Source organism: Flavitalea antarctica (assembly GCF_054461535.1).
The window spans coordinates 12,404-33,914 of record NZ_JBTLQG010000039.1 but is presented as its reverse complement, the minus strand read 5'-3'; the positions used below and the strand labels follow the sequence as shown (position 1 = coordinate 33,914).

At 43.3% G+C, this 21,511-nt stretch carries 19 protein-coding genes and 1 riboswitch; of the genes, 5 read left to right on the top strand and 14 right to left on the bottom strand.

What is annotated here, in order from left to right; translation table 11 throughout:
• Positions 1 to 48 precede the first annotated feature (48 nt).
• From ACX0G7_RS23575 to ACX0G7_RS23560, 4 genes are all read right to left on the bottom strand, one after another.
• Positions 49 to 1,290, bottom strand: coding sequence for a sulfate adenylyltransferase subunit 1 (locus tag ACX0G7_RS23575; protein WP_458925990.1), 1,242 nt, complete (start codon positions 1,288 to 1,290; stop codon positions 49 to 51).
• Positions 1,291 to 1,313: 23 nt separating this feature from the next.
• A complete protein-coding gene (cysD, locus tag ACX0G7_RS23570) occupies positions 1,314 to 2,222 on the bottom strand; it encodes a sulfate adenylyltransferase subunit CysD (protein ID WP_458925989.1) in 909 nt (302 codons plus the stop codon).
• 86 nt (positions 2,223 to 2,308) lie between these two features.
• A complete protein-coding gene (locus ACX0G7_RS23565; protein WP_458925988.1) occupies positions 2,309 to 3,034 on the bottom strand; it encodes a phosphoadenylyl-sulfate reductase in 726 nt (241 codons plus the stop codon).
• Between the two features lie 1,443 nt (positions 3,035 to 4,477).
• Positions 4,478 to 5,725, bottom strand: coding sequence for a cation:proton antiporter (locus ACX0G7_RS23560; protein ID WP_458925987.1), 1,248 nt, complete (start codon positions 5,723 to 5,725; stop codon positions 4,478 to 4,480).
• Positions 5,726 to 5,902: 177 nt separating this feature from the next.
• Here ACX0G7_RS23560 and ACX0G7_RS23555 point away from each other — a divergent pair, with 177 nt between their 5' ends.
• Positions 5,903 to 7,117, top strand: a complete 1,215-nt coding sequence (locus ACX0G7_RS23555; RefSeq protein ID WP_458925986.1) for an FAD-dependent oxidoreductase — start codon at positions 5,903 to 5,905, stop codon at positions 7,115 to 7,117.
• Entirely contained in the window at positions 7,114 to 7,962 is an 849-nt protein-coding gene (locus tag ACX0G7_RS23550; protein WP_458925985.1) for a glycosyltransferase family A protein, read from the top strand. Before ACX0G7_RS23555 ends, ACX0G7_RS23550 begins: the two co-directional genes overlap by 4 nt.
• 98 nt (positions 7,963 to 8,060) lie before the next feature.
• On the opposite strand, the gene ACX0G7_RS23545 is transcribed toward ACX0G7_RS23550, so the two are convergent.
• The 4 genes from ACX0G7_RS23545 to ACX0G7_RS23530 all read right to left on the bottom strand — a co-directional run bounded on the left by ACX0G7_RS23545 (position 8,061) and on the right by ACX0G7_RS23530 (position 12,569).
• Positions 8,061 to 9,431, bottom strand: a complete 1,371-nt coding sequence (locus ACX0G7_RS23545; RefSeq protein WP_458925984.1) for a Gfo/Idh/MocA family protein — start codon at positions 9,429 to 9,431, stop codon at positions 8,061 to 8,063.
• A gap of 382 nt (positions 9,432 to 9,813) precedes the next feature.
• Positions 9,814 to 10,371 carry an alpha/beta hydrolase gene (locus ACX0G7_RS23540; RefSeq protein ID WP_458925983.1) on the bottom strand — a complete coding sequence of 186 codons (558 nt, stop codon included), beginning with the start codon at positions 10,369 to 10,371 and terminating at the stop codon, positions 9,814 to 9,816.
• Positions 10,372 to 10,674: 303 nt separating this feature from the next.
• Positions 10,675 to 11,211, bottom strand: coding sequence for an SRPBCC family protein (locus ACX0G7_RS23535; protein WP_458925982.1), 537 nt, complete (start codon positions 11,209 to 11,211; stop codon positions 10,675 to 10,677).
• 98 nt (positions 11,212 to 11,309) lie between these two features.
• A complete protein-coding gene (locus tag ACX0G7_RS23530) occupies positions 11,310 to 12,569 on the bottom strand; it encodes a voltage-gated chloride channel family protein (protein WP_458925981.1) in 1,260 nt (419 codons plus the stop codon).
• Between the two features lie 36 nt (positions 12,570 to 12,605).
• Positions 12,606 to 12,672, bottom strand: a riboswitch (Fluoride riboswitch).
• 150 nt (positions 12,673 to 12,822) lie between these two features.
• Here ACX0G7_RS23530 and ACX0G7_RS23525 point away from each other — a divergent pair.
• The 3 genes from ACX0G7_RS23525 (at position 12,823) to ACX0G7_RS23515 (ending at position 15,319) form a co-directional block, all read left to right on the top strand.
• Complete coding sequence (locus ACX0G7_RS23525) at positions 12,823 to 13,521, top strand: SDR family NAD(P)-dependent oxidoreductase (RefSeq protein WP_458925980.1); 699 nt, start codon at positions 12,823 to 12,825, stop codon at positions 13,519 to 13,521.
• 135 nt (positions 13,522 to 13,656) lie between these two features.
• Positions 13,657 to 13,845, top strand: a complete 189-nt coding sequence (locus tag ACX0G7_RS23520) for a DUF2256 domain-containing protein (protein ID WP_458925979.1) — start codon at positions 13,657 to 13,659, stop codon at positions 13,843 to 13,845.
• Entirely contained in the window at positions 13,835 to 15,319 is a 1,485-nt protein-coding gene (locus tag ACX0G7_RS23515) for a cryptochrome/photolyase family protein (protein ID WP_458925978.1), read from the top strand. The genes ACX0G7_RS23520 and ACX0G7_RS23515 overlap by 11 nt, the downstream gene beginning before the upstream one ends.
• A gap of 6 nt (positions 15,320 to 15,325) precedes the next feature.
• Here ACX0G7_RS23515 and ACX0G7_RS23510 read toward each other — a convergent pair whose 3' ends face one another.
• The 6 genes from ACX0G7_RS23510 to ACX0G7_RS23485 form a co-directional block, all read right to left on the bottom strand.
• Positions 15,326 to 16,210 carry a glycosyltransferase family 2 protein gene (locus ACX0G7_RS23510; RefSeq protein WP_458925977.1) on the bottom strand — a complete coding sequence of 295 codons (885 nt, stop codon included), beginning with the start codon at positions 16,208 to 16,210 and terminating at the stop codon, positions 15,326 to 15,328.
• A gap of 239 nt (positions 16,211 to 16,449) precedes the next feature.
• On the bottom strand, positions 16,450 to 17,769 hold the full coding sequence (locus ACX0G7_RS23505; RefSeq protein WP_458925976.1) for a WcaI family glycosyltransferase: 1,320 nt from the start codon (positions 17,767 to 17,769) through the stop codon (positions 16,450 to 16,452).
• 187 nt (positions 17,770 to 17,956) lie between these two features.
• Positions 17,957 to 18,745, bottom strand: a complete 789-nt coding sequence (locus ACX0G7_RS23500; protein ID WP_458925975.1) for a hypothetical protein — start codon at positions 18,743 to 18,745, stop codon at positions 17,957 to 17,959.
• A complete protein-coding gene (locus tag ACX0G7_RS23495; protein ID WP_458925974.1) occupies positions 18,735 to 19,658 on the bottom strand; it encodes a glycosyltransferase family 2 protein in 924 nt (307 codons plus the stop codon). The genes ACX0G7_RS23500 and ACX0G7_RS23495 overlap by 11 nt, the downstream gene beginning before the upstream one ends.
• Before the next feature lie 8 nt (positions 19,659 to 19,666).
• A complete protein-coding gene (locus ACX0G7_RS23490; protein ID WP_458925973.1) occupies positions 19,667 to 20,236 on the bottom strand; it encodes a WcaF family extracellular polysaccharide biosynthesis acetyltransferase in 570 nt (189 codons plus the stop codon).
• Positions 20,237 to 20,291: 55 nt separating this feature from the next.
• On the bottom strand, positions 20,292 to 21,509 hold the full coding sequence (locus ACX0G7_RS23485; protein ID WP_458925972.1) for a glycosyltransferase: 1,218 nt from the start codon (positions 21,507 to 21,509) through the stop codon (positions 20,292 to 20,294).
• Positions 21,510 to 21,511: the final 2 nt, after the last annotated feature.

Here is a 21,511-nt window from a genome sequence, read left to right as displayed (position 1 = left end):
GATTTACGTATTATCTATTGCTAAGTATGATGTTGATACAGGCTTGTTTTAGTTGATCATACAGGCACCAACCGTAACGTTACTCGTCTCATCAATTAATATTGCTCCACCATGAACCCGCAGACTCTTATAGGAATCATAGGCTACCGGAGAAGCAGTTCTTATCCTTGCGCTCACCACTTCATTTAATGCCGCCTGGCTTGTTTCATTATTCTTTTCGAGCGTGTTCACATCAAGCTTATAGTTGATCTCCTTAACCACTGCTCTCACAACACGACTGTTGATCTGCAGTAAGTATTTATTTCCGGGAATCAGCGGCTTGTTATCCATCCAGCAAAGAAACACATCGAGGTCCTGCGAAACTTCTGGATTCGACCCCACGCCGACGATAACATCGCCCCGGCTGATATCAATATCATCTTCAAGGTGAATGATAACGCTTTGAGGTGCGAAAGCCTCTTCCACTTCGAGACCACCAACTTCGATGGCTTTTATCTTTGACGTCAGCCCGGAAGGTTCTATACTAACCACATCTCCCTTACGGTAAATTCCGCTCACGATTTTACCGGCATATCCGCGGTAATCATGCAAATGATCAACCTGGGGGCGGATCACATACTGTACCGGAAAACGCGGATGTACAAGGTCTATATCATCCTCAAGTTTTACGTTTTCGAGCAGATGCAAAAGTGATTCACCTTCATACCAATCCATCTTTGTTGAACGATCAACAATGTTGTCACCGTTCAGCGCGCTGATCGGGATATAGGTAATGTCTTTCAGCCCGAGTGATTTGGCCACTTTTGCATAATCAATGGTGATATTATTATAAACATCTTCGGAATATTCCACCAGGTCCATCTTGTTGATGGCAACAATAACATGTGGTATATTCAGCAATGACGCGATTATAGAATGACGACGGGTCTGTTCTACCACACCATTGCGGGCATCCACGAGTATGATAGCCAGGTCGGAGTTTGAAGCACCGGTAACCATGTTACGGGTATACTGAATATGGCCAGGCGCATCGGCGATGATGAATTTTCTTTTTGGAGTAGAAAAATATTTATAAGCCACATCTATCGTTATACCCTGTTCGCGCTCGGCTCTCAGTCCATCAGTAAGCAGTGCAAGATCGATCTCACCATCCTGGCGGTTTTTAGTTTGTTTACCGATTGCTTCGAGTTGATCGATCAGTATTGATTTGCTGTCATACAACAAACGGCCAATCAATGTACTTTTTCCATCATCAACACTACCAGCAGTTATAAATCTTAATAAATCCATTTTATCTGATTGATGCGTTTTAATTAGAAATATCCATTCTTTTTCCGGTCTTCCATTGCTGCCTCTGATACACGGTCATCTATCCGCGTTTCACCACGTTCGCTGGTTTTGGTGGCAATGATCTCTGTGATAATATCATCGATTGTTGAAGCGGAAGATTCAACAGCTGCCGTACAGGTCATATCTCCGACGGTACGATACCTCACTTTTCTTGTAGATAATTTGTCGGTAGGTTCAAGCTGAATAAATTCGGAAACCGCTACCAACTGACCTTCATGTTCGAGCACTTCGCGCTCATGCGAAAAGTATATAGATGGCAGATCAATTTTTTCGCGGCGGATATAATTCCAGATATCGAGTTCGGTCCAGTTACTGATAGGAAAAACACGAACGTTCTCCCCTTTGTGGATCCGGCCATTATAAATGTTCCAAAGCTCAGGTCGCTGTAGTTTTGGGTTCCACTGGCCAAATTCATCCCGGACCGAAAATATTCTTTCTTTAGCTCTGGCTTTTTCTTCGTCACGGCGCGCTCCACCAATGCAGGCGTCGAATTTAAATTCCTCTATCACGTCCAGAAGCGTGAAAGTCTGTAACGCATTGCGGCTGGCGAACTTGCCTTTGGGCTCGGTAAGTTGTTTTGCTTTGATGGTATCCTCAACCTTACGTACAACCAGTTTTTCACCAATTGCTTCAACGAGCTGATCGCGGTAACTCAAAGCTTCCGGAAAATTATGACCCGTGTCAATGTGAACAAGCGGGAAAGGAAACTTCCCCGGCCTGAAAGCCTTCAAAGCAAGGTGAACCAGCGTGATCGAATCCTTTCCACCGGAAAAAAGCAACGCAGGTCTTTCAAACTGCCCGGCAACTTCACGCATCACATGTATTGCCTCGGATTCGAGCTGATCAAGATAATCTAAACGATGATTGGCCATAACTATTTATATAATTGCCTTTATTGATTAATGTTGTGCGTTTTGGTGGTGTCTTTTCAATTTTTGGCACTCATTTAATGGTGTCCCTAATTTTTTGCACTCACCTCGTGCAATCCGCATTCTTTTTTGCTGCTGTCTTCCCACCACCATCTTCCTGCCCTGAAATCTTCCCCTGCCCTAACTGCACGGGTGCATGGAGCACAACCGATGCTGATGAAACCACGGTCGTGTAATGGGTTGTAGGGGATGTCATTTGCAGCGATGTAATCTTTTACTTCCTGAGTGCTCCACAAAAGAAGCGGGTGAAATTTCAGGACACCGTTTCCTTCATCCCATTCGATCGGTGCCAGGTCGCTGCGGCCGGCAGAATGTTCAGCCCTCAGTCCGGTCACCCAGACTTCATTACCGGCGAGAGCGCGCTTCAACGGTTCTACCTTCCTTATGTAGCAGCATGATTTGCGATTGTCGACCGATTCATAAAACGAGTTGGGCCCTTTATTTTCAATAAAAGGTTCCAGCAAAAGGTTATCGGGATAATAGGCTTTAATGGTAGCATTGTATTTTTCCCGGGTATTGTTCCAGACCGAATAGGTTTCAGGGAACAACCTGCCGGTGTCGAGGGTAAACACACTTATATTGAGATTGTGTTTGAAGATTTCGTGCGAAATCAACTGGTCTTCGAAACTGAAGCTGGAGGAAAAGGTAACCTTTCCGGGAAACTTTGCGGCGAGAAAACCCAGGGCATCTTTTATGGAAAGTCCACTAATCTGGTGGATTAAGGTGTCAATGTTCTCGGTAGTTGTGTTGCTCATAATTCTCTAATAAAGGATCAGGAAAAAAATTAGTTGAAATCGTGGATGATCGTTCAACAGCGACAACAGCACAACATGCCGGACCCGGCGTTAATATGTGAATGAGGAGTGATCATAATACCAAACTTTTACTCTACCAGTTGAATAGACAAATATAAGACGCAGCGCGGTAAAAAAAAAATCCGGGGGGAGATTATAGCGTCTTTAACATTAGCGAAATACTAACGAATGTTTGTTTTTGAGGGAGAAAACAAAAAAAAATGCCATCCCGTACGTACGGGATGGTTTTTCTTAGATGGACTTCATGGTCTTCAAAGGTAAGGTTAGAAACGGGTTGGGGGTAAGGTGTTGGGACGGTTACGGATTGGTTTTCTTCGGATTCGGATTGGACTTTTGGGTTTGGTTTTCTTCGGATTCGGATTTAGGATTGTGTTTGTTTTGGTTTTCTTCGGATTCGGATTGGACTTTTGGGTTTGATTTTCTTCGGATCGGATTTAGGGCTGTGTTTGTTTTGGTTTTCTTCGGTTGGGATTTAGGATTGTGTGTGTTTCGGTTTTCTTCGGATTCGGATTGGACTTTTGGGTTTGGTTTTCTTCGGATTCGGATTGGACTTTTGGGTTTGGTTTTCTTCGGATCGGATTTGGGGTTGTGTTTGTTTCGGTTTTCTTCGGATCGGATTTGGGGTTAGGTTTGTTTCGGTTTTCCTGGATTTGGATTGTAATGTTTACGCTATGGTTTTCTTAGGTTCGAATTGGGTAAGCACTGTTTTTAATTTCGTTTTCGTCGGTTTGAATGGGGCAACACTGTGTGTGTTTTAGTTTTCGTCGGATTTGGATTGTAAAGTTTAGGTTCTGGTTTTCTTAGGTTCGGATTGGCTCAACACTGTTTTTAATTTCGTTTTCGTCGGTTTGGATCGGGGCATCACTGTGTGTGTTTTAGTTTTCGTCGGATTTGGATTGTAAAGTTTACGTTCTGGTTTTCTTAGGTTCGGATTGGGTCAACACTGTTTTTAATTCCGTTTTCGTCGGTTTGGATGGGGCAACACTGTGTGTGTTTTAGTTTTCGTCGGATTTTGATTGTAATGTTTACGTTCTGGTTTTCTTAGGTTCGGATTGGGTCAACACTGTTTTTGATTTCGTTTTGTTCAGTTTGGATCGGGATTTTTGCTTCGTTTGATGAATCAAAGATCAGCCAAAGATTCACAGCTGGCAAGCATTTCAGCGAAGTAAAATCCAAATTAAAAAAGAATACTGTTTGCCCGTAAGCAAATTTACTTAGTCATACATAGACGCATATGAATGTCCTACGTTGAATTTAGTTTTATACGGGCAGCGATTTATAGGAATTAAGTGAAAACGCTTTTCACTTCAATTTTGATGAGTGTGACTTTTAATGTTTTGGGGATTTTTCGACTGATTATGGTCGATTAAAGACTACAAAACCTCAGGCAATGATCTCCGTATCGTCGGGCAATTCTTCCTCCAGCTTTTTTAAGAAAAACCCCGCTGTGGTGCCATGGATCAGGATGGAAATGAGAATGATAAAAGCCACCAGCGACCATAGTTCATTCTGATGCCCAAAACTCGCTGCCGAATAGGCAAAAACAAGGTAATAGACGGAACCCACGCCCCTGATCCCGAAAAATCCAATGATCGCTTTTTCTTTTATGTGTAGACCCGATCCGATCAGGCTCAGATAAACGGCAAGCGGCCGGATAATGAAAATAAAGATTAGTCCCGCCGCGGCCAGTTTCCAGGTGAGATTATCCAGGATCCCGTTAACCAGGCTACCGCCAAAAAGGATGAGCATGACGCCGACCAGGATACGTTCCACCTGTTCTGAAAATTCATGAAGTCGTTTATGAAATTTATGATCCCTTTCGTAATCCCGGATCGCAAGGCCGGCAATGAAGACAGCCACGAATCCATATCCATGGATCAATTCTGTAGCTCCATAAACGAGCAGGGTGGCCGCGATGGATACAAAGCCATCCCTTGTTTCCAGCATATGATTTTTCTTTGGCAGCCCAAAGATCAGGAAAGCTATAAGCCGGCCAAGCAGTAGACCTGCAACGACCGCCACACCAAATTTGTAAAGAACATGATTTAGCGCCCAGTCGGCAAGATTCACTTCAGACCCTGCACTTATCCCTGCCCACAGAATGGCCAGCCAGACAAATGGAAAAGCAATACCATCGTTGAAGCCAGCTTCTGCTGTAAGGGAAAACTTCACGTTATCCCGCGCGTCTTCGTGAGGGGCGCCTACCTGTACATCTGTAGCAAGAACCGGATCCGTCGGGGAGAGGACTGCTCCAATCAGTAAAGCCACCACGGGACTAAAATCCAGAAGATAAACGCACAATGCCATCATGGCACCTATGCAGAGGAACATATTAATGGATGCAAGCCTGAACGGAACATGCCAGGTCCTGAAGCTAAACTTTTGATCGATTTTCAGGCCTGTTCCCATCAGTGATATGATCACAACCAGCTCCGACAGGTGCAGGGTAAGTTCACTATTGGCTTTGAAATCAGGTTTTGGGAGGAAGTCGAGAAAATAGTAAAGCAGGCATCCAAAAGCAACGTATATAACGGAATAAGATACCCGAAATCGTTCGGTCATTGCAGGCATCCATGCCATGGCAAGGATAGCGACACCAATAATAACAAGTATAACAAGGTCTTGCTGCATTCTTTCAACTCAAAGCTTCAAACATTGAACCACCAAATAAGCCAATAGCCAGGCTAAAATAACACTGGCTATTCTATCACAAAAAGAGCCTGCATCAGCAATACTGCATTATTACAGGACAGGTCAAACGTACACCTTGCATTTGATATTGCGATTTTAATGATTATTTTGGTTTGTATGGTAAAAAATGTCATAATAATGGGTGCTGGTATCCAGGGAATGTGCTGCGCACTGGCTTTATCTAATCTGGGTTTCGATGTTACCATGCTCGACAAATCACCTGAACCACTGTTGAGGGCAAGTCTGAGGAATGAAGGGAAGATTCACCTTGGCTTCATCTATGCGAATGACAAAAGCTTCCGGACGGCATCATTAATGCTGCAATCTGCCCTGAATTTTTCCCCTTTAATTGAAGACTTTCTGAAAAAGAAAATCGATTGGAACCCTCTCCGTTCGCATAAGTTTAACTACCTGATACTTCGCGACACCATGCTGTCGGAAAAGGAAATTACGGATCACTACTGTTACCTGCAGGAAGAATATGAAAGAATCCGTGAGCCCTATATGCACTACCTTGGTAACTACCCAGACCGGCTATGGACCGATTCAAATTTGCATGTGCCTCAACTTAATCACGATGTTGTGCAGCGATGTATTCCCACCGAAGAGCTTGCGATCAATCTTCCACTTTTCAGGCAACTGTTGCTAACGGAAATGGAAAAACGAAAAAACATTACATTCCTGGGTAATCATTGTATAAAAGAAATTCGAAAGACAAGTTGGGGTTACCGGGTCACCGGAACCCTTAGCGGTGAATCTGACTGGACATACGATGGAGACACCGTGGTCAATTGTCTTTGGGAGAATCGTCTTTATTTTGACAGACAGCTTGGAATAGAACCCGCGCGAAAATGGGTTTATCGTTTAAAACACCGGATACTTGGGATTCCTTCACCGCAGATTGCGGCTTTAAGTTCGTTCACTTGTGTATTGGGAGCATTTGGTGATCTTGTAAACTATGATAATCACCACTCCTATCTCTCGTGGTATCCCGAATGCATGACGGGTTGGTCGTCGGACATTACGACCCCGGAGAGTTGGGAAGCCGCCTGTGACGGCCAGATCCCGTGCTCAGCAAATAAGGATTGGGCCGCCCGGGCACTTGCCGGTTTAGACAAAATAATTCCTGGTCTTAAAGAATTTGACATAAAACAGCTAGATGGCGGAATCATTTTCTCCTGGGGAAAAACGGATATTGATGATGTCAACAGTGAACTGCACCGGCGCTTTGATATTGGCGTTCACGAGTCAGATGGTTACTATTCAATTGATACGGGCAAGTTTACTTCCGCTCCTTTCTTTGCCAACAAGCTCCAAAATCTTTTTGTATGATCAATACCACGGTCGATCAACCTTTGCTCACCCTTTTATTTCCTTTGTACCGGTCCATCCGTTTCATTGACAACCTGAGAAAACATTTCAACCAGTTGAAAAATCCGCGCTTCAACATCATTGTTTCAGACAGGCATTGTCATGATGATTGCCTCCAGGTATTGAAATCGGAATATGCGCATGATAACCGATTTTCATTTCACTCGGCCATGGATGGTATACGATGGGTGGACCATTATAATTACCTGATCCAACAGGTCACGGGAAAGTATTTCACGTTTGTACCGCATGATGATAATTATCACCCTGATTATTTTGACATCCTTGTGAATGAACTGGAAAATAAGTCTTCTGCAGTAATGGCTTTTTCAGAAATGCATGTGGCAGGTGATAATGACTGGGTGCCCGATTACACGATATTCCGGGGCAATTATACTTACCCTTTCAGTGCTAAGGACTATTTCCGGTTTTTATACAGTAACATAATCGGTGTCGCATTTCGGGGAGTGTTCAGATCGTCAATTGTTCAGCGCGAGAATTTACTGATCAGGGAAAATGACCGGGTCACAATGTACCAGGACTATTACTGGATCTTTGCACTGCTTGAACGAGGAGATTTCATTTACACCGAAAAAACATCCTGTACGAAATTATTTCGCAAGGATGGCGCAAGCGGTCAGTGGGATTATACCAAGTTCTTCAAGAAAAATAAGGCAGCAAGGCGAATACTTTATGCGTATACCTTCTCCAGTCCACTCCCGCTTCTTACGAAGTGGAAAATTTACACCGGCCTGGAGTCACGGGTGTTGAAAGTGAAACTCACCAAAAAACTTCGGGATAAGTGATGAGTTATGAGTGAGTTGCTGAATTAAGCAGTTATGAGTGAAACACTTTTATATGTATTTCACTCATAACTCATAACTCATAACTCATCACTCTATTATCACACTTTATTCGGCACAACATATCCTTTTCGATAATTACGTGTCAACATCGCATCGGCCTCGTTGTCTTTTACAAATTTTTCAGCCTCACCGTTGAAGGTCAAACCTCTTCCTAAGCGATAAGAAATATTTGCCAGCAGCGGCAGTGCAGAAGAAAGATACCCTTCATGTATATCGCAATGTAAGGTTTCATTTTTACCCGCACGGATACCATCCAGGAAATTTGCATAGTGATCAGTTCCTCCGGGAGGAGCCAGGAACGTCGGATCGGCGGTTCTTTTTTCAGCGGTCTTTGATGTTGCAAAAGGCTCTTTTTCGTCTTTCCGAAAAGCTTTCCAGTTGCCGCCATCCAGTTCGAGATAGCCATCGGTGCCATAAAAAATATTGCCTATGCGGATGCCGGTACTCGACTCATTGTTTGTATACCTGCCACGGGTCTCGAATTCGAGCATCTTACCGTCTTTATATTTGAAAACAGAAGTCTGGGTATTCGGCGTTTCCTGCGAACATTCGGCGGGGTTGATCCCATAGATTCCGCCCATAGACATTACCGATACAGGATGTTCATTTTTGTTTAGCCCCCAACGTGCAACATCGAACTGGTGTGGTCCCTGGTTGCCGGTATCACCATTGCCTGTATCCCAATGCCAGTGCCAGTTGTAGTGAACACGTTTTTCATTGTACGGGCGCATTGGGGCAGGACCCAACCAGCGTTCATAATGAAGTGTTGCTGGCGCCTCGGAATCTTTGGCAATTCCGAAAGATGCCCGGGGCTTATAACAAAGTCCCCTGGCCATATAGACATCCCCTATGCCACCTTCATGCAGGAATTTCATGGCATCCATCACATTACTGATGGACCTGTTTTGAAAACCTACCTGGACACGCACCTTGTATTTGCGCGCGGCGTCGATCATTTTTCTTCCTTCAAATACGTTATGGCTCGCCGGTTTTTCGACATATACATGTTTACCAGCCTGGCAGGCCAGGATAGTGCCAAGTGCATGCCAGTGATTCGGGACGGCAAACGAGACTGCATGGATATCCTTATCAGCAAAAACCTTGTTCATGTCCCAGGTAGTTGACGGTGTGCCGCCGCCATTGTCAGCGACAGCCTTGAGCGCCTTTGCCCATTCCTGTTCATCCGTGTCACAAAGTGTTCTGATCTGGACATTGCGGTTATCTTTTAGCTTGCACCAGCTGTTGATATGGGTGCCCCCCTGGCCGCGAACCCCTATCACGGCAATATTGATTCGTTCGTTGGAACCAATAATGGAAGCGTAAGACTTAGCGGAGAAGCCTAAACCTCCGATCATCAGCCCTGCACTTCCCTTCAATGTTTGTTTAATAAAATCTCTTCTTTCTGTCATATGGCGTTTAAATTAATAAGCTATCCGTTGTTGGTTAATTACCAGACTTTACGTTCCGGAAATTTGCCTGTATTAGCAATCGAGACAAATCCTGATGATTAACCTGGCGACTTTAATTTCCTTATCGCCTCAGTTCTCGTAGTCAGGCTATACATTAAAAGTAACGGTTGAATATACAAAATAATTCCATCGACGATTAAAATGCGGATTAAGATACCGAAATCGATTTCGTTGACAGACAACATGATTTACAGGAACTTATACCAGACATCGTTCACCAGGCAAGAATCGTGGTGATCCTTGAAAACGTGATCCTTGAAAAGCTTTTAATGCAGTTTAACGGAAGGCTATCTGGAGCTATGGCCTCTGTCGTGTGTCGGGTTCACTGATTTCGCTGAATGTTTGTGATCAGCATGGGTAACCCTTCCCAGTAAACATGACCATAACCATTGAGCTGATCATAAACAGCGCCGGGCAGTTCGGCCGCATATCTTTCCGCATGTTGTGCCGGAACAATCTGGTCGTCCTTGCTATGATAAATGTGAATAGAAGAAACCGGGGGTAAGTTGTCACCAAAATCGTCTTCTAATGCGAACTCACTTACATCCCAATCTTCAAGTCCCCAGAATGGAACAGCTACGAGGTGCAGGGACCGGATCCGTTGAGGTGGATGTTCTTCAGACAGGAACTTCAGCAAGACAGAGCCTCCGAGGGAATGACCAACCAGGATCATATCGTCGTCCATGATCTTAAAAACTTCATGAAGGACTTTTTTCCAGGACTCATAATCAGGATTGTCGGGGTGGGGCATTATGGGAGCGATGACGTGGTAAGCAGCAGGCAAACCTTCCTTGATATACTGAACCAGCTTTGCACTGCCTTCTTCATCATGTTGCGGACCTGCGCTGTGGACGAATAATATTTTTTGACTTTGCGGCACGGTTGGGGAGTGATGAGTTATGGATTATGAGTGATGAATGAGTAGTTGAGTTATTAAGTTATTAAGTTATGCAGGATGAATATGTTATCGGGTTATTGACTTATTGGGTTATAAACGATAAGTATATAATTGAATTATTGACTTATGAATCACGAGTGCGTTAGTGACTTATTAAGCTATGAATGATGTGTAAGTTTGGTTTATTAATTTTGAATTACAAGAGTATTATTAAGTTATGTTGGATGCGTGAGTAGCTGAGTTCAGGGTGTTCCTTTATGCGCTTTTAATACCCGATGCAGTCAATCATTGCTTTTCAGCGAGTTCCTTCAAATTTGCGAGGCCATCACTATAGTCTTTACCCAGCATATCATCAAAGTCCATAAAAAGCAACATCGCATTCATTGGATACGGATATCTGGAATCGAAACCCCAGACTGTTTTTGTTGATGGTCCGACAGGCGTCAATACCATAAAAGCGTCTGCTTCTCCTTCGAAAGGCTCTATGAAGTTGAGATGTGATTCAACGCGCACCGGCTCTTCAAGTTTTGTCATCGTCTGGCGGCCACTGCCAACTTCGCTATTTCCTTCCCAGGCGTAAACTGAACCCACTGTTGCATCCCGCCCTTCATAAGTCAGCACTACATTTGGATCTCTTTTGATAAAAGGGCTCCATTTTGTGTGATTTCTAAAGTTTGCGACAAGCGGCCAGATTTTTTCAGGTGTTGTGTTGATAGTGATTTCTCTCTCCAGGTGAACCGTTTTCGGCGCAAAAATAGCCGCGACAAGTATCAGCACTATAATTCCTAATATTACGAGCCCGATGATTTTGAGAACTTTCATGACAAGAAGTTTAGGGGTTGATGTTTAGGGGTTAACTGTATTCATTCAAAAGTTAGTAAATATTTTCGTGAGACAGGCTGAACATCCTTTCCTGACAGCTACACTTTACCCTTTTGAGAACTGTAAATCCCATTATGCCCGCTGAAATAATAAGCAGTAAAACAAGCAACAGCATAAAAAACGATATTGTCTGATCCAAAGAGCTCTGCCCCCATGATCGTGCAGGCAATAGGTGTATTTGTTGCCCCTGCAAAAACCGCGATGAAACCTATCGCGGCAAAAAGATCTACAGGCGAACCGCTGATTATCGCCAATACATTTCCAAGTGTTGCACCAACAAAAAACAAAGGCGTTACCTCACCACCTTTGAAGCCAAAACCGAGGGTGATTACGGTGAGCATCATTTTCCAGAACCAACTGAGATAATCAGCACCGCCATGTTGAAAAGCAGAGACGATTGTAACATCATCGGGGTCAGAGTTGGAAACGCCAAGACCCAGGTAATCGAAACTACCAATAAGGTAACTGGAGCCAATAACCAGGCAGCCTCCGACAACCGGCCTGAGCCATTTATTCGGAAGAGCCTTTCGCGCCCAAAGCCTGACCATGTGTAAAAGCGATGAAAATAACCTCGACGCATACCCGAAGACCGCCCCGGCAATAAAAATTTTTAGAAGTAACAACATATTCGCTGAAACCCATCGGACAGCTCCTGTTCCTGAGGGAACAAAGTTTACGAGGTAGGTAGTATGATGAACACCGGTTAACCGGCAGGTCAGATCCCCGGCTACTGAAGAAATAAGGCAACAAAAGAATGCATCGTACCGGAGCTTACCTATGGTGAGCACTTCCATGGCAAAAAACGCACCCGCCAGCGGGGTGCCAAAAACGGCCCCGAATCCTGCTGCTATACCACTCATCAGCAACAATGATTTTTGTCCCGGGTCCAAAACAAACAACCGGGAAAAATAGGCAGCAACGCCCCCACCCATCTGGACTGCGGTGCCTTCCCGTCCGGCAGAGCCACCGAACAAATGGGTGATGAGTGTAGTAATAAGAATGAGCGGAGTCATTCTTGCAGGCACACCTGCGCCCGGCTTGTGAATTTCATCAATGATAAGATCATTGCCTCCTGCTGCATTTTTTCCGGCGATTTCGTATATCCATGTTATCAGGATACCGGCAACAGGAAGCAGGTAGATCAACCAGTGATATGACAGCCTGGTAGCGGTCACCAAATCAAGCAACCATAGAAACAATGCCACCAGTAAACCAGTTAAGATGGATGCTGGCAAAAGAAAATGCAGGCTTTTGATGAGGCTGAGAACTGAGTCTTTTAATATCCTGATTAAGGTCATCCTACAAATAATTTAGTTGACCTCGCGGTCATGTTTGTATTTGTAGGCGCCATTAGCCCGTTGGCGGGCGGTTAAGTAGGAAGACACCATTTCCTTTAGATCTGCAAATATAATATGAAATGTACAGAGTCGGCTTTCCATGTTGTAGCGTCGCTGCGTGGTGCTTTGCGCAGGGCAGGCAATGCAACAATCGGGAGCAAACTTCAAAAAACAGGAGCAAACTTTCTGTTCGGTTTTTTGTTACGAGGAAGTCATGGGGACTTATGTTATAATCGGTGCTTCTTCAGGAATAGGGCTGCAACTTGCCAGCAATCTCTCAAACGCAAATCACCGGGTATTCGGAACATATCACACACAGTCAGGAATGCAGTCATCATCGCAGCTCACTTATCATCCACTTAACGTACTTGAAGACGAGTTAGCCCTTGATTTTATCCCAGAAGCCATCGATGGGCTTGTTTACTGTCCTGGCTCAATCAATCTCAAACCTTTCAATCGTATTAAAGCGGATGATTTTGAATCAGATTTCAAACTGCAGGTTGTCGGTGCCGTCAAACTGGTCCAGGCATTACTGCCAAAGCTGAAGACCGGTACAAATCCGTCCATCATTTTATTTTCGTCAGTTGCTGCCAGGTTAGGGTTACCATATCACACGTTAGTGAGCTCGTCGAAAGGTGCAATAGAAGGGTTGACAGTTTCCCTGGCAGCTGAGCTTGCACCAACAGTGCGGGTTAACTGTATTGCACCATCCCTTACAGATACGCCGATGGCCGGGCCTTTGCTCAGTACTCCGGAAAAAAGGACCGCAAACGCCCAGCGACACCCGATGAAAAAAATTGGTTCCACCGAAGATATCGCAAACATGGCTGAATACCTGTTGTCAGATAAGGCTGGATGGATCACTGGCCAGGTTATGCATGTTGATGGAGGTATGTCGACTTTAAAGGTTTAACCGGGAATAAAGTAACGTTTATCTTAAATGCTTTGGCGATAACCCAGCGAAGCGATGAAATTTATTATAACACTAATACCAATTCATTACTCAGGATAACTCGTCTGATGTTCCATCTAATAAATAATCAGATCAATGAAAACCATATTAAAAGAAAACCGACCGCAAAAGATCTGTGAAACTTGCGGGAGAGCATTCAGCTGGCGAAAAAAATGGAAGGCAACCTGGAATGAAGTAAAGTACTGCAGTGATGGTTGTCGCAAACATACATCAACGGACACTGATAAAACCAGCACGAATATTATTAAAAATTATGGGAATTGAAAGAACCGCCATTGTATTTCCACACCAGTTATTTGAAAACAGCCCGTTAATCAACAAGTGCGGAGTCTTCTACCTGGTCGAGGAAAACCTGTTTTTCAAACAATTTCAATTTCACAAACAAAAGATTGCCTATCACCGTGCAACCATGAAATGGTATGCATCTTACCTGTCAGGCAAAAACAAGAAGGTAGTATACATAGATGCCCACGACGAAAATTCTGACATCCGCAAACTCATTCCATATTGCAAAAACCTGGGAGTAGAGAGCATGGATTATATAGACCCGACCGACGATTGGCTTCACGGGCGGATCATAAGTGCAGGTAAGAAAGTCGGACTTCAACTCACGCAACATCCACAGCAACTTTTCATCAATTCCAAAGATGAGATCACTACATATTTCCATGGCAAAACCCGCTTTTTCCAGGCAGATTTTTATGCCTGGCAACGTAGCAGCCGCCAGATATTAATGGAGACAGATAAAAAACCATTGGGTGGGAAATGGAGTTATGATGCAGAGAACCGACTCCGATACCTGAAGTCCAGGCAACCTCCGGCTATCAATTTTCAAAGCAAGAACCATTATTACGCGGAGGCCGTCAGCTACGCTGATACAAGCTTTCCGGACAATTACGGTAACCTCAGTAACGGTTACCGGTATCCGTCGACTCATGGCGAAAGCAAAGCCTGGTTCAGGCAGTTCTTAGCGAAAAGATTTGCAGAATTTGGACCTTATGAAGATTCGATCGTGGCCGACCAGCATATACTTCATCATAGCGTACTTACACCAATGTTGAATACCGGGCTGTTGTCGCCAGGGGATGTGGTAAATGAAACACTTGAATACGCGTCCAATAATGAAATACCAATCAACTCACTGGAGGGATTCCTGAGACAGGTAATTGGATGGCGGGAATATATGCGGGCAGTTTATGAGATCAAAGGTATTGAGGAAAGAACCAGGAATTTCTGGGGATTCAGCAGAAAAATACCTTCGTCGTTTTGGGAAGGAACAACCGGGATTGCACCTGTTGACAACACTATACGGAAGGTTCTTGACACCGGTTACTGTCATCATATTGAAAGACTGATGGTGCTTGGCAACTTCATGTTGCTTTGCGAGTTTCACCCCGATGAGGTCTATAAATGGTTTATGGAGATGTTCATTGATGCATATGATTGGGTAATGGTTCCCAACGTATATGGCATGAGCCAGTTCAGTGACGGTGGCTTAATGTCGACTAAACCATATATCAGCGGCAGTAATTACATCCTGAAAATGAGTGATTATAAGAAGGGAGACTGGCAAATGATATGGGATGCATTGTTCTGGCGATTTATGCATGTTCACCGTAAATTTTTCCTTTCAAATCCAAGGCTGGGGCTTTTGATTGGAACGTTTGATAAGATGCCTGATGAAAAAAAGAAATTTCATCTTACAACTGCCGAGAAGTATTTAGCAAGCATGCACTAAGTGAATTTAAGCGATCCTGTCATCAGAAATAACTTTGATGTGCTGACCGACAGGTTGACGAAAACTTTTAACTGTGCCTGGTTTAACCTCGTCCCGCAACTCACGCATTTTTAGCTGGATAAGAAATTCATAATAAGCCATGTTCAAACAGTAAACGAAGCCGGGGCGACCTTCGAGAAAGCCCATTTTAAGAATATAGGAGTAGAAGAACCTGATTAGCGGCCATCCCGGCACTCGGCTCAGCCACGACTTCAACGCTGGGTTTCTTATGCTGCCATGTTTTGAAAATACATTATTTAAAGGGGGTCGTTGGGCAACTCTATCTTTTGCTTCTAAAGTAGAATATTTATTGTGCCTTGCCATCCAGTGGGACCAACCCTTTGAAAAACCATAGTGGATGTAAGGAGTATCAATATACCCGATGCGGCCGTTGATATTAAATTCTTTCTGACCATGTCCGAAATCGGTGAACCTTGCCCTATTCATTTTAAGCAGTCTGAACTGCCATTTTGGAAAGTTATCGCTGCGCTTCAACCACCTTTCATTTAACATCAGCTTCCAGCAACAATAGAAGCCTGCAGTATCTTCATCCGCAGTTTGTACAGCTTCCATGACTTTCCTTTGAAATTCATCAGAACTAACCTCATCCGCATCAAGGAAAAGTATCCACTGGTACTTTAATGGCAGACTGTCCAGCGCGAAATTTCGCTGTTGCCCGAAGCTTAAAAACGGGTTGTATGTAACATTCCTGGTGTAAAGATTTGCAATGGCGATGGTTTTGTCAGTACTACCTGAATCGAGTACATGAATATCGTCACACCACTTTAATGACTCAAGGCATTTTGGCAAATCGTTTTCTTCATCCTTTGTTAAGATAACTACTGATATCACTTACTAATAATTTGACAGTTTAAGCTGATTTTGAACGGGAATTTATCGTTAAAGGATGGTGGATTTAAAGTTGGGGCATGAGCCCGGCGGTTCGAGTCACTTTTTAAACCGTATGATGACAGACGTTCTGTTAAGATACAGAGTAATGTGACATTTTTTGAAATTTGGGCCGGGGTTAATTGATTTTAATTTCAACCCCCGGGTCCGACAAGAACTGAAAATTACAAAACTCATTTTAATCAGACACTGGCTACATCGGCGTTCAAAACCTCAGTTTTAACTTTGATAGTTTCCGGCCGCAATGTGCCAGGAGTGGGCTTTAAAACTGAAATCTGGAGAAGAAAATCTTTTATAACAGAATCAATAGTCAGATATTTCAGTGCGTATTCTCTCGCATTCTTTTGAATAGACAGGTAAGGAAAATCAACCGCCGTTTTTATGGATTGCAGCAAGGCATCCTGATCACCTGGCTCAACAATAATTCCCATATCGTTCCGGGAAATGATGTTGTAAAGACTGGTCTTTTTTGACGCAGTTACTAAAGCCAGCCCGCCTACAGCCAAAATATTAGTCAGCTTGGACGGCATGACCAGGTCATTGGCATTTGCCTTCTGTAATACAAGATGAATATCCGCCATATTCAGGAATCGGTTAAAAGATTCTTTTGGCTGCAACGGCAGAAACAAAACATTTGTCAACCCATTTCTAGTGACAAGCGCTTGCAACCTTGCCTGGTAAGGGCCTGTTCCGCAGATCACGAATCTGATTCTCTCCCCGGCCAGGGCCTTAGCTGCGAAGACAATTGATTCAAGGCCCTGCTTTTCGCCGATCGCTCCGGAATAAAGGATGACCTTTTCATCCGGTCCGATATTATATTCTGCCTTGAGTTTGCTTTTATCCATAATCGGACTGAAATATTTGGTATCAACCCAATTAGGAAAGAATATCACCGGCCTTTGACACTTCGCCATTGTTTTATCAATCATGCCGTCGGAGATCGTACTTATATAATCTGCCTTGGATAAGATAAATTTTTCGAGCTTAAAAAGAAGCTTTAATACCGGCTCTGATTTAATCATTCCCAGTTCTTTCGCCGCATCAATCTGGAGATCCTGTATATGGTATACCAGTTTTGCCCCGCGGATATTTTTGTATAATATCCCGAGCAGACCTAACTGAAAGGGAGGTACTACTACCAAAACATAATCATACCTTTTCTTAAAAAGCAAAATCAGTATCTGGAATAATGCTGAAATGAAAAAACTAAAATCAGAAATTATCCGCTTCATCCCGGAAGGATCCTGTGGTATATACTGAGGACACCTGTAAGTAGTTATATTAGGTTCATGCTGAGCATTTTTTTCCTTTGTATACCAGAAAGACTTTTTCGCGTATGGGGCCTGGGTTTTCCAATACGGATAATACGGATAACTGGTTATGACACCACATTCATATCCACTTTGCGCCAACCATGTCATCATTTCCCCATTATACTTACCGATACCAGTGGGTTCTGGCAAATAGTTGCCCCCAAGCAGCAGAATTCTAGCCTGTTTCATTTTGAGTGAATTTGTAGTTAGCTTTTTAGTTTTTACCTGTTCTTTCCAGAAATTGTCATCAACACAACATCACCAGTATAAACCGGAATTTCGCTATGACGCGGTGATTTTGAATAAATGGAAGTGGTTAATCAACAGAATTGTTTATAGGAAAGGGGGCAGGCAATCAACAGCGCATCGTTGGGCTTTAAATCCAAATTTGTGGTGCAACTTTCCTTACCAGGGCACGTATCAAAACAAATGCCTTGTATTTATAGGATCGGTAGTTTATATTTTTGGTGGCCCCGAAACCAACAGGTTCAACGTTAAAGGGAAGCCGAAGAATGATTTCGTTGCTATTTGTCTTATATAATGGTTTTAAAATTTCATAATATAATACTTCCATCAGGCCAAATTTCAAGTTCGCCATAAGATGCCTCGTATTATATAAATGTTCGCGATAAAAGGATACATCCACAACAAATAAAGTAGTCAGAATATACTTCCTTGCACGTTTGAGAAACGAGTAATCACGACTGTCAGTCAGCATCCTGTTTCCTTGCGGGATCCATTGTATTAATTTACCCAGCCGGGGAAAAGTTAATCGACCTGTTACTTTGATAATGCTGTCACAGGAACCTATCGATTTACTCTGATCAAAAGCATAATCGATCATTTCAATCTCAGAATAACCATAATGAAGACCCTTAGGAATTTCAGAGCCTTCAAACTGCAGGATTTCTACTGGCCGCTTGAAGCCTTTTACCAACTGGCAGATCTCTGTAAGATCTGAACCGGAATTTTCAACAAATACGATATTTGTTATCGCCTTGCATTCATACTCATTCCAAAACATTAGCGCCTTTTTATAATCATCCAGTCTTACTTTGGGATCTATTCTGGCAACCAGGTTTTTAACCTTGTTTATTCGGTTCGGATCAACACAAGCTGTTAGTAGCAGACAGTAAGTTTTTGGTTCTTCTTTCTTACCTCTCATTCTCAACGGCTGAATTTTTTGGTGCGTAATTGTACTTCTCCTGATTGTCAGACCCCTTTTGATAGACAGCCGGTCCTTTTTTACGAATCTGCTCTTCCCTCGACCGTTTCAATTCACGGCTTTTCAAAATAATAAAGTATTCATAGATTGACTGAAGTGTAGCATAGGTGAATCCGGCTTTTCCATCAAGAAAGCTGAGCTTGAAAAAGATCATATAGATCCATTTTATCATTGGGCGGCCGGGAATCTTGTAAAAAATTCCTTTCTGATGATAGCGCCGCACATGAAAGTCCTTATGAAACAAGGCCTTCTTTACGGAAAAAGAGATGTTTAGATCCCTCTCTTCCACCCAACGCAAGGCTTCTGCGCTTGAGTATTTGTTATGTCGGTTAAGCCAGTGATGATACCCTTTTTCAAATGGAAAATGATCAAAATATCCTTGAATTTTTTCCGTGTCACCGTCTATCTCAATTACTTCGTTAATCTCCCTGTGATACTTTCCCTTTCCATCTCTGATCAGCCTTATATAATACGGAGAAAGCTGAGAATATTTAAGCCAGGATTTTCCAAGATAATCCCTTCTTTGAATGCTAAACCCCGCCGTTGTATCCTTCGCTTCTTCGATCGCCTTAAATAATTTAGGCGTGAGAGTAGCGGGTACCCGCTCATCAGCATCAAGAATCAAGATCCATTTATATTTGAATGAACAAGTTTGTAAAGCTGCGTTACGCTGGGAGGCATACCCATCAAATGATCTTTGATAAACCTTGGCTCCCTTTTCTTCTGCGATCAGCGCTGTGTCGTCCTCACTGAACGAATCGAAAACATGAATATCGTCCGACCAGCAAACGGAATCCAAACATCCAGCTATTATTTCATCTTCATTTTTTGTAAGTATCAGAATTGAAATCATACCAAAAGTTATTCTGAATAATTTACTGCCTGGCGCGGTTTAAGCACCTTGCATGGATTTCCTGCACATATTGTCCATTCAGGCAAACTTTTAACAACAACCGATCTTGCTCCTACAACACATCCATCGCCGATATCGACACCCGGATGAACAAAACTTTCCGTCGCAACCCAAACATGATCACCGATATTTATTGGCTTAGTAATTAGCGGAAATCCCGGGTGATTATAATCATGTGTTCCAGTCACCAGATGCGCACCCTGGGAGATGACCGAACGTTTTCCGATTGTGATTTTTCCTTGCGAGTAAAGCGTCACACCATTGCCTATACCAGTTTCGTCACCTATTGACAGATTCCAGGGTGCCCAGATGGTAACCTTCGGGTAAACGTGTACGTTAGTACCAATTTTCGCACCAAACATCCTAAGAATAAAATTTCGCCATGAATGCATGTTCCTGAGGCTGTATCTGAATAGTATCAGCCAGGTGAAGTTCCATACTACCCTGCTTAACCGGTTCTTAAGTGAAAATGATGGGCCGGTGAATGTATCAGCGTTATGTTGTGTGAGATTAATCAATCCTGCTAATTATATTTTAATATGTTAAGTAACGTGTTTATTGAATACACTTCAACTAAAGGATTCCGGTCAGCGAGATACTGGGTCTTGATGCATAAAATTCTTTCAGATAAGTTTGCCGTGCTTTTGACCCTTTGCGCTGCACCTCTTCGTCACTAAGACCTACAAACTTTGAAATCAGCTCATACACACCAACGGCTGTATCGTCTTCTACAAAGCCGCCGCCACCGGAAACTATCTCATTGAAAATGTTAATTTTCGAAGATATCAATACCGGCTTATGGCAGGCAAGCGCTTCAACAACAGCAATACCAAAATTTTCCTGGTGACTTGGCAAAATAAAAACTTCGCAATTGTAGAAAGCACCCCATTTGGCATTGCCTGTAAGCATATCCAGAAAGGTTACATTTTCGTTTAACCCATGATCTTTAGCAACTTCGTCCTTCAATTTTTTCAAAAATGCCCCATCAGCCGAAGGACCGGCAATAATTAACTTTAAAGGGATGTAATTGTCTCCGGCCTGCATATCCCCATATTTAGCACGGTGTTTCTCAAGGTATAGTTTGTATCCTTCAATCAATATATCCACTCCTTTCTTAGGGTCAATTCTGCTAAGAAAAAGCATGTATCTGGAGTTATTCCACTCCGGCCAGCAAAGCCTGAACGCTTCGTCCATGGATTTTGTGTGGGCCGGTGGCTCTTCAATACCAAAACCGATAACGGTTTCAGACTTAGGATTATACCCCTTGAATGGTAATCTCGCCAGTGTTTTTTCTGACTCACATGTAAACAATAATCCATCAAAACTATTTACATTATTTTTTTCAATGAATCGCCAATACAGCGAATTGCGAATAGCTTTCAACTTACGGGTACTCGTTTGCTGGAAATAAGGATCAAGCATCCCGTGAGGCATGACAAAAACTTTTGGGATCATTTTACCGGCCGATTGCAAATGTTGTATTGATTTTCTCACCGCGAAATTGGGAAACAACCACAAGCCATGAATGATAACATAGTTAAAATCGCTGAGATTTTCTTCGAGCCAGCTTCCTAACCGCTCACTGTATTGCCATGGAGTACGTGTTGGTCCAAGAGCAGTAACCTCTATTTTCCTGTTTGTAAGATACGCTGCCCCGGGATCGTCAAGCGTTGCGATGGTATTTTCAAGATTCAGTGAATTAAGCCCATCTATAAGGGTGAACACGGCCTTCGTCACCCCACCCAGTTTTTCGTCACTGCTGGCAACTACATGCAGAATCCGTTTCCCCATAT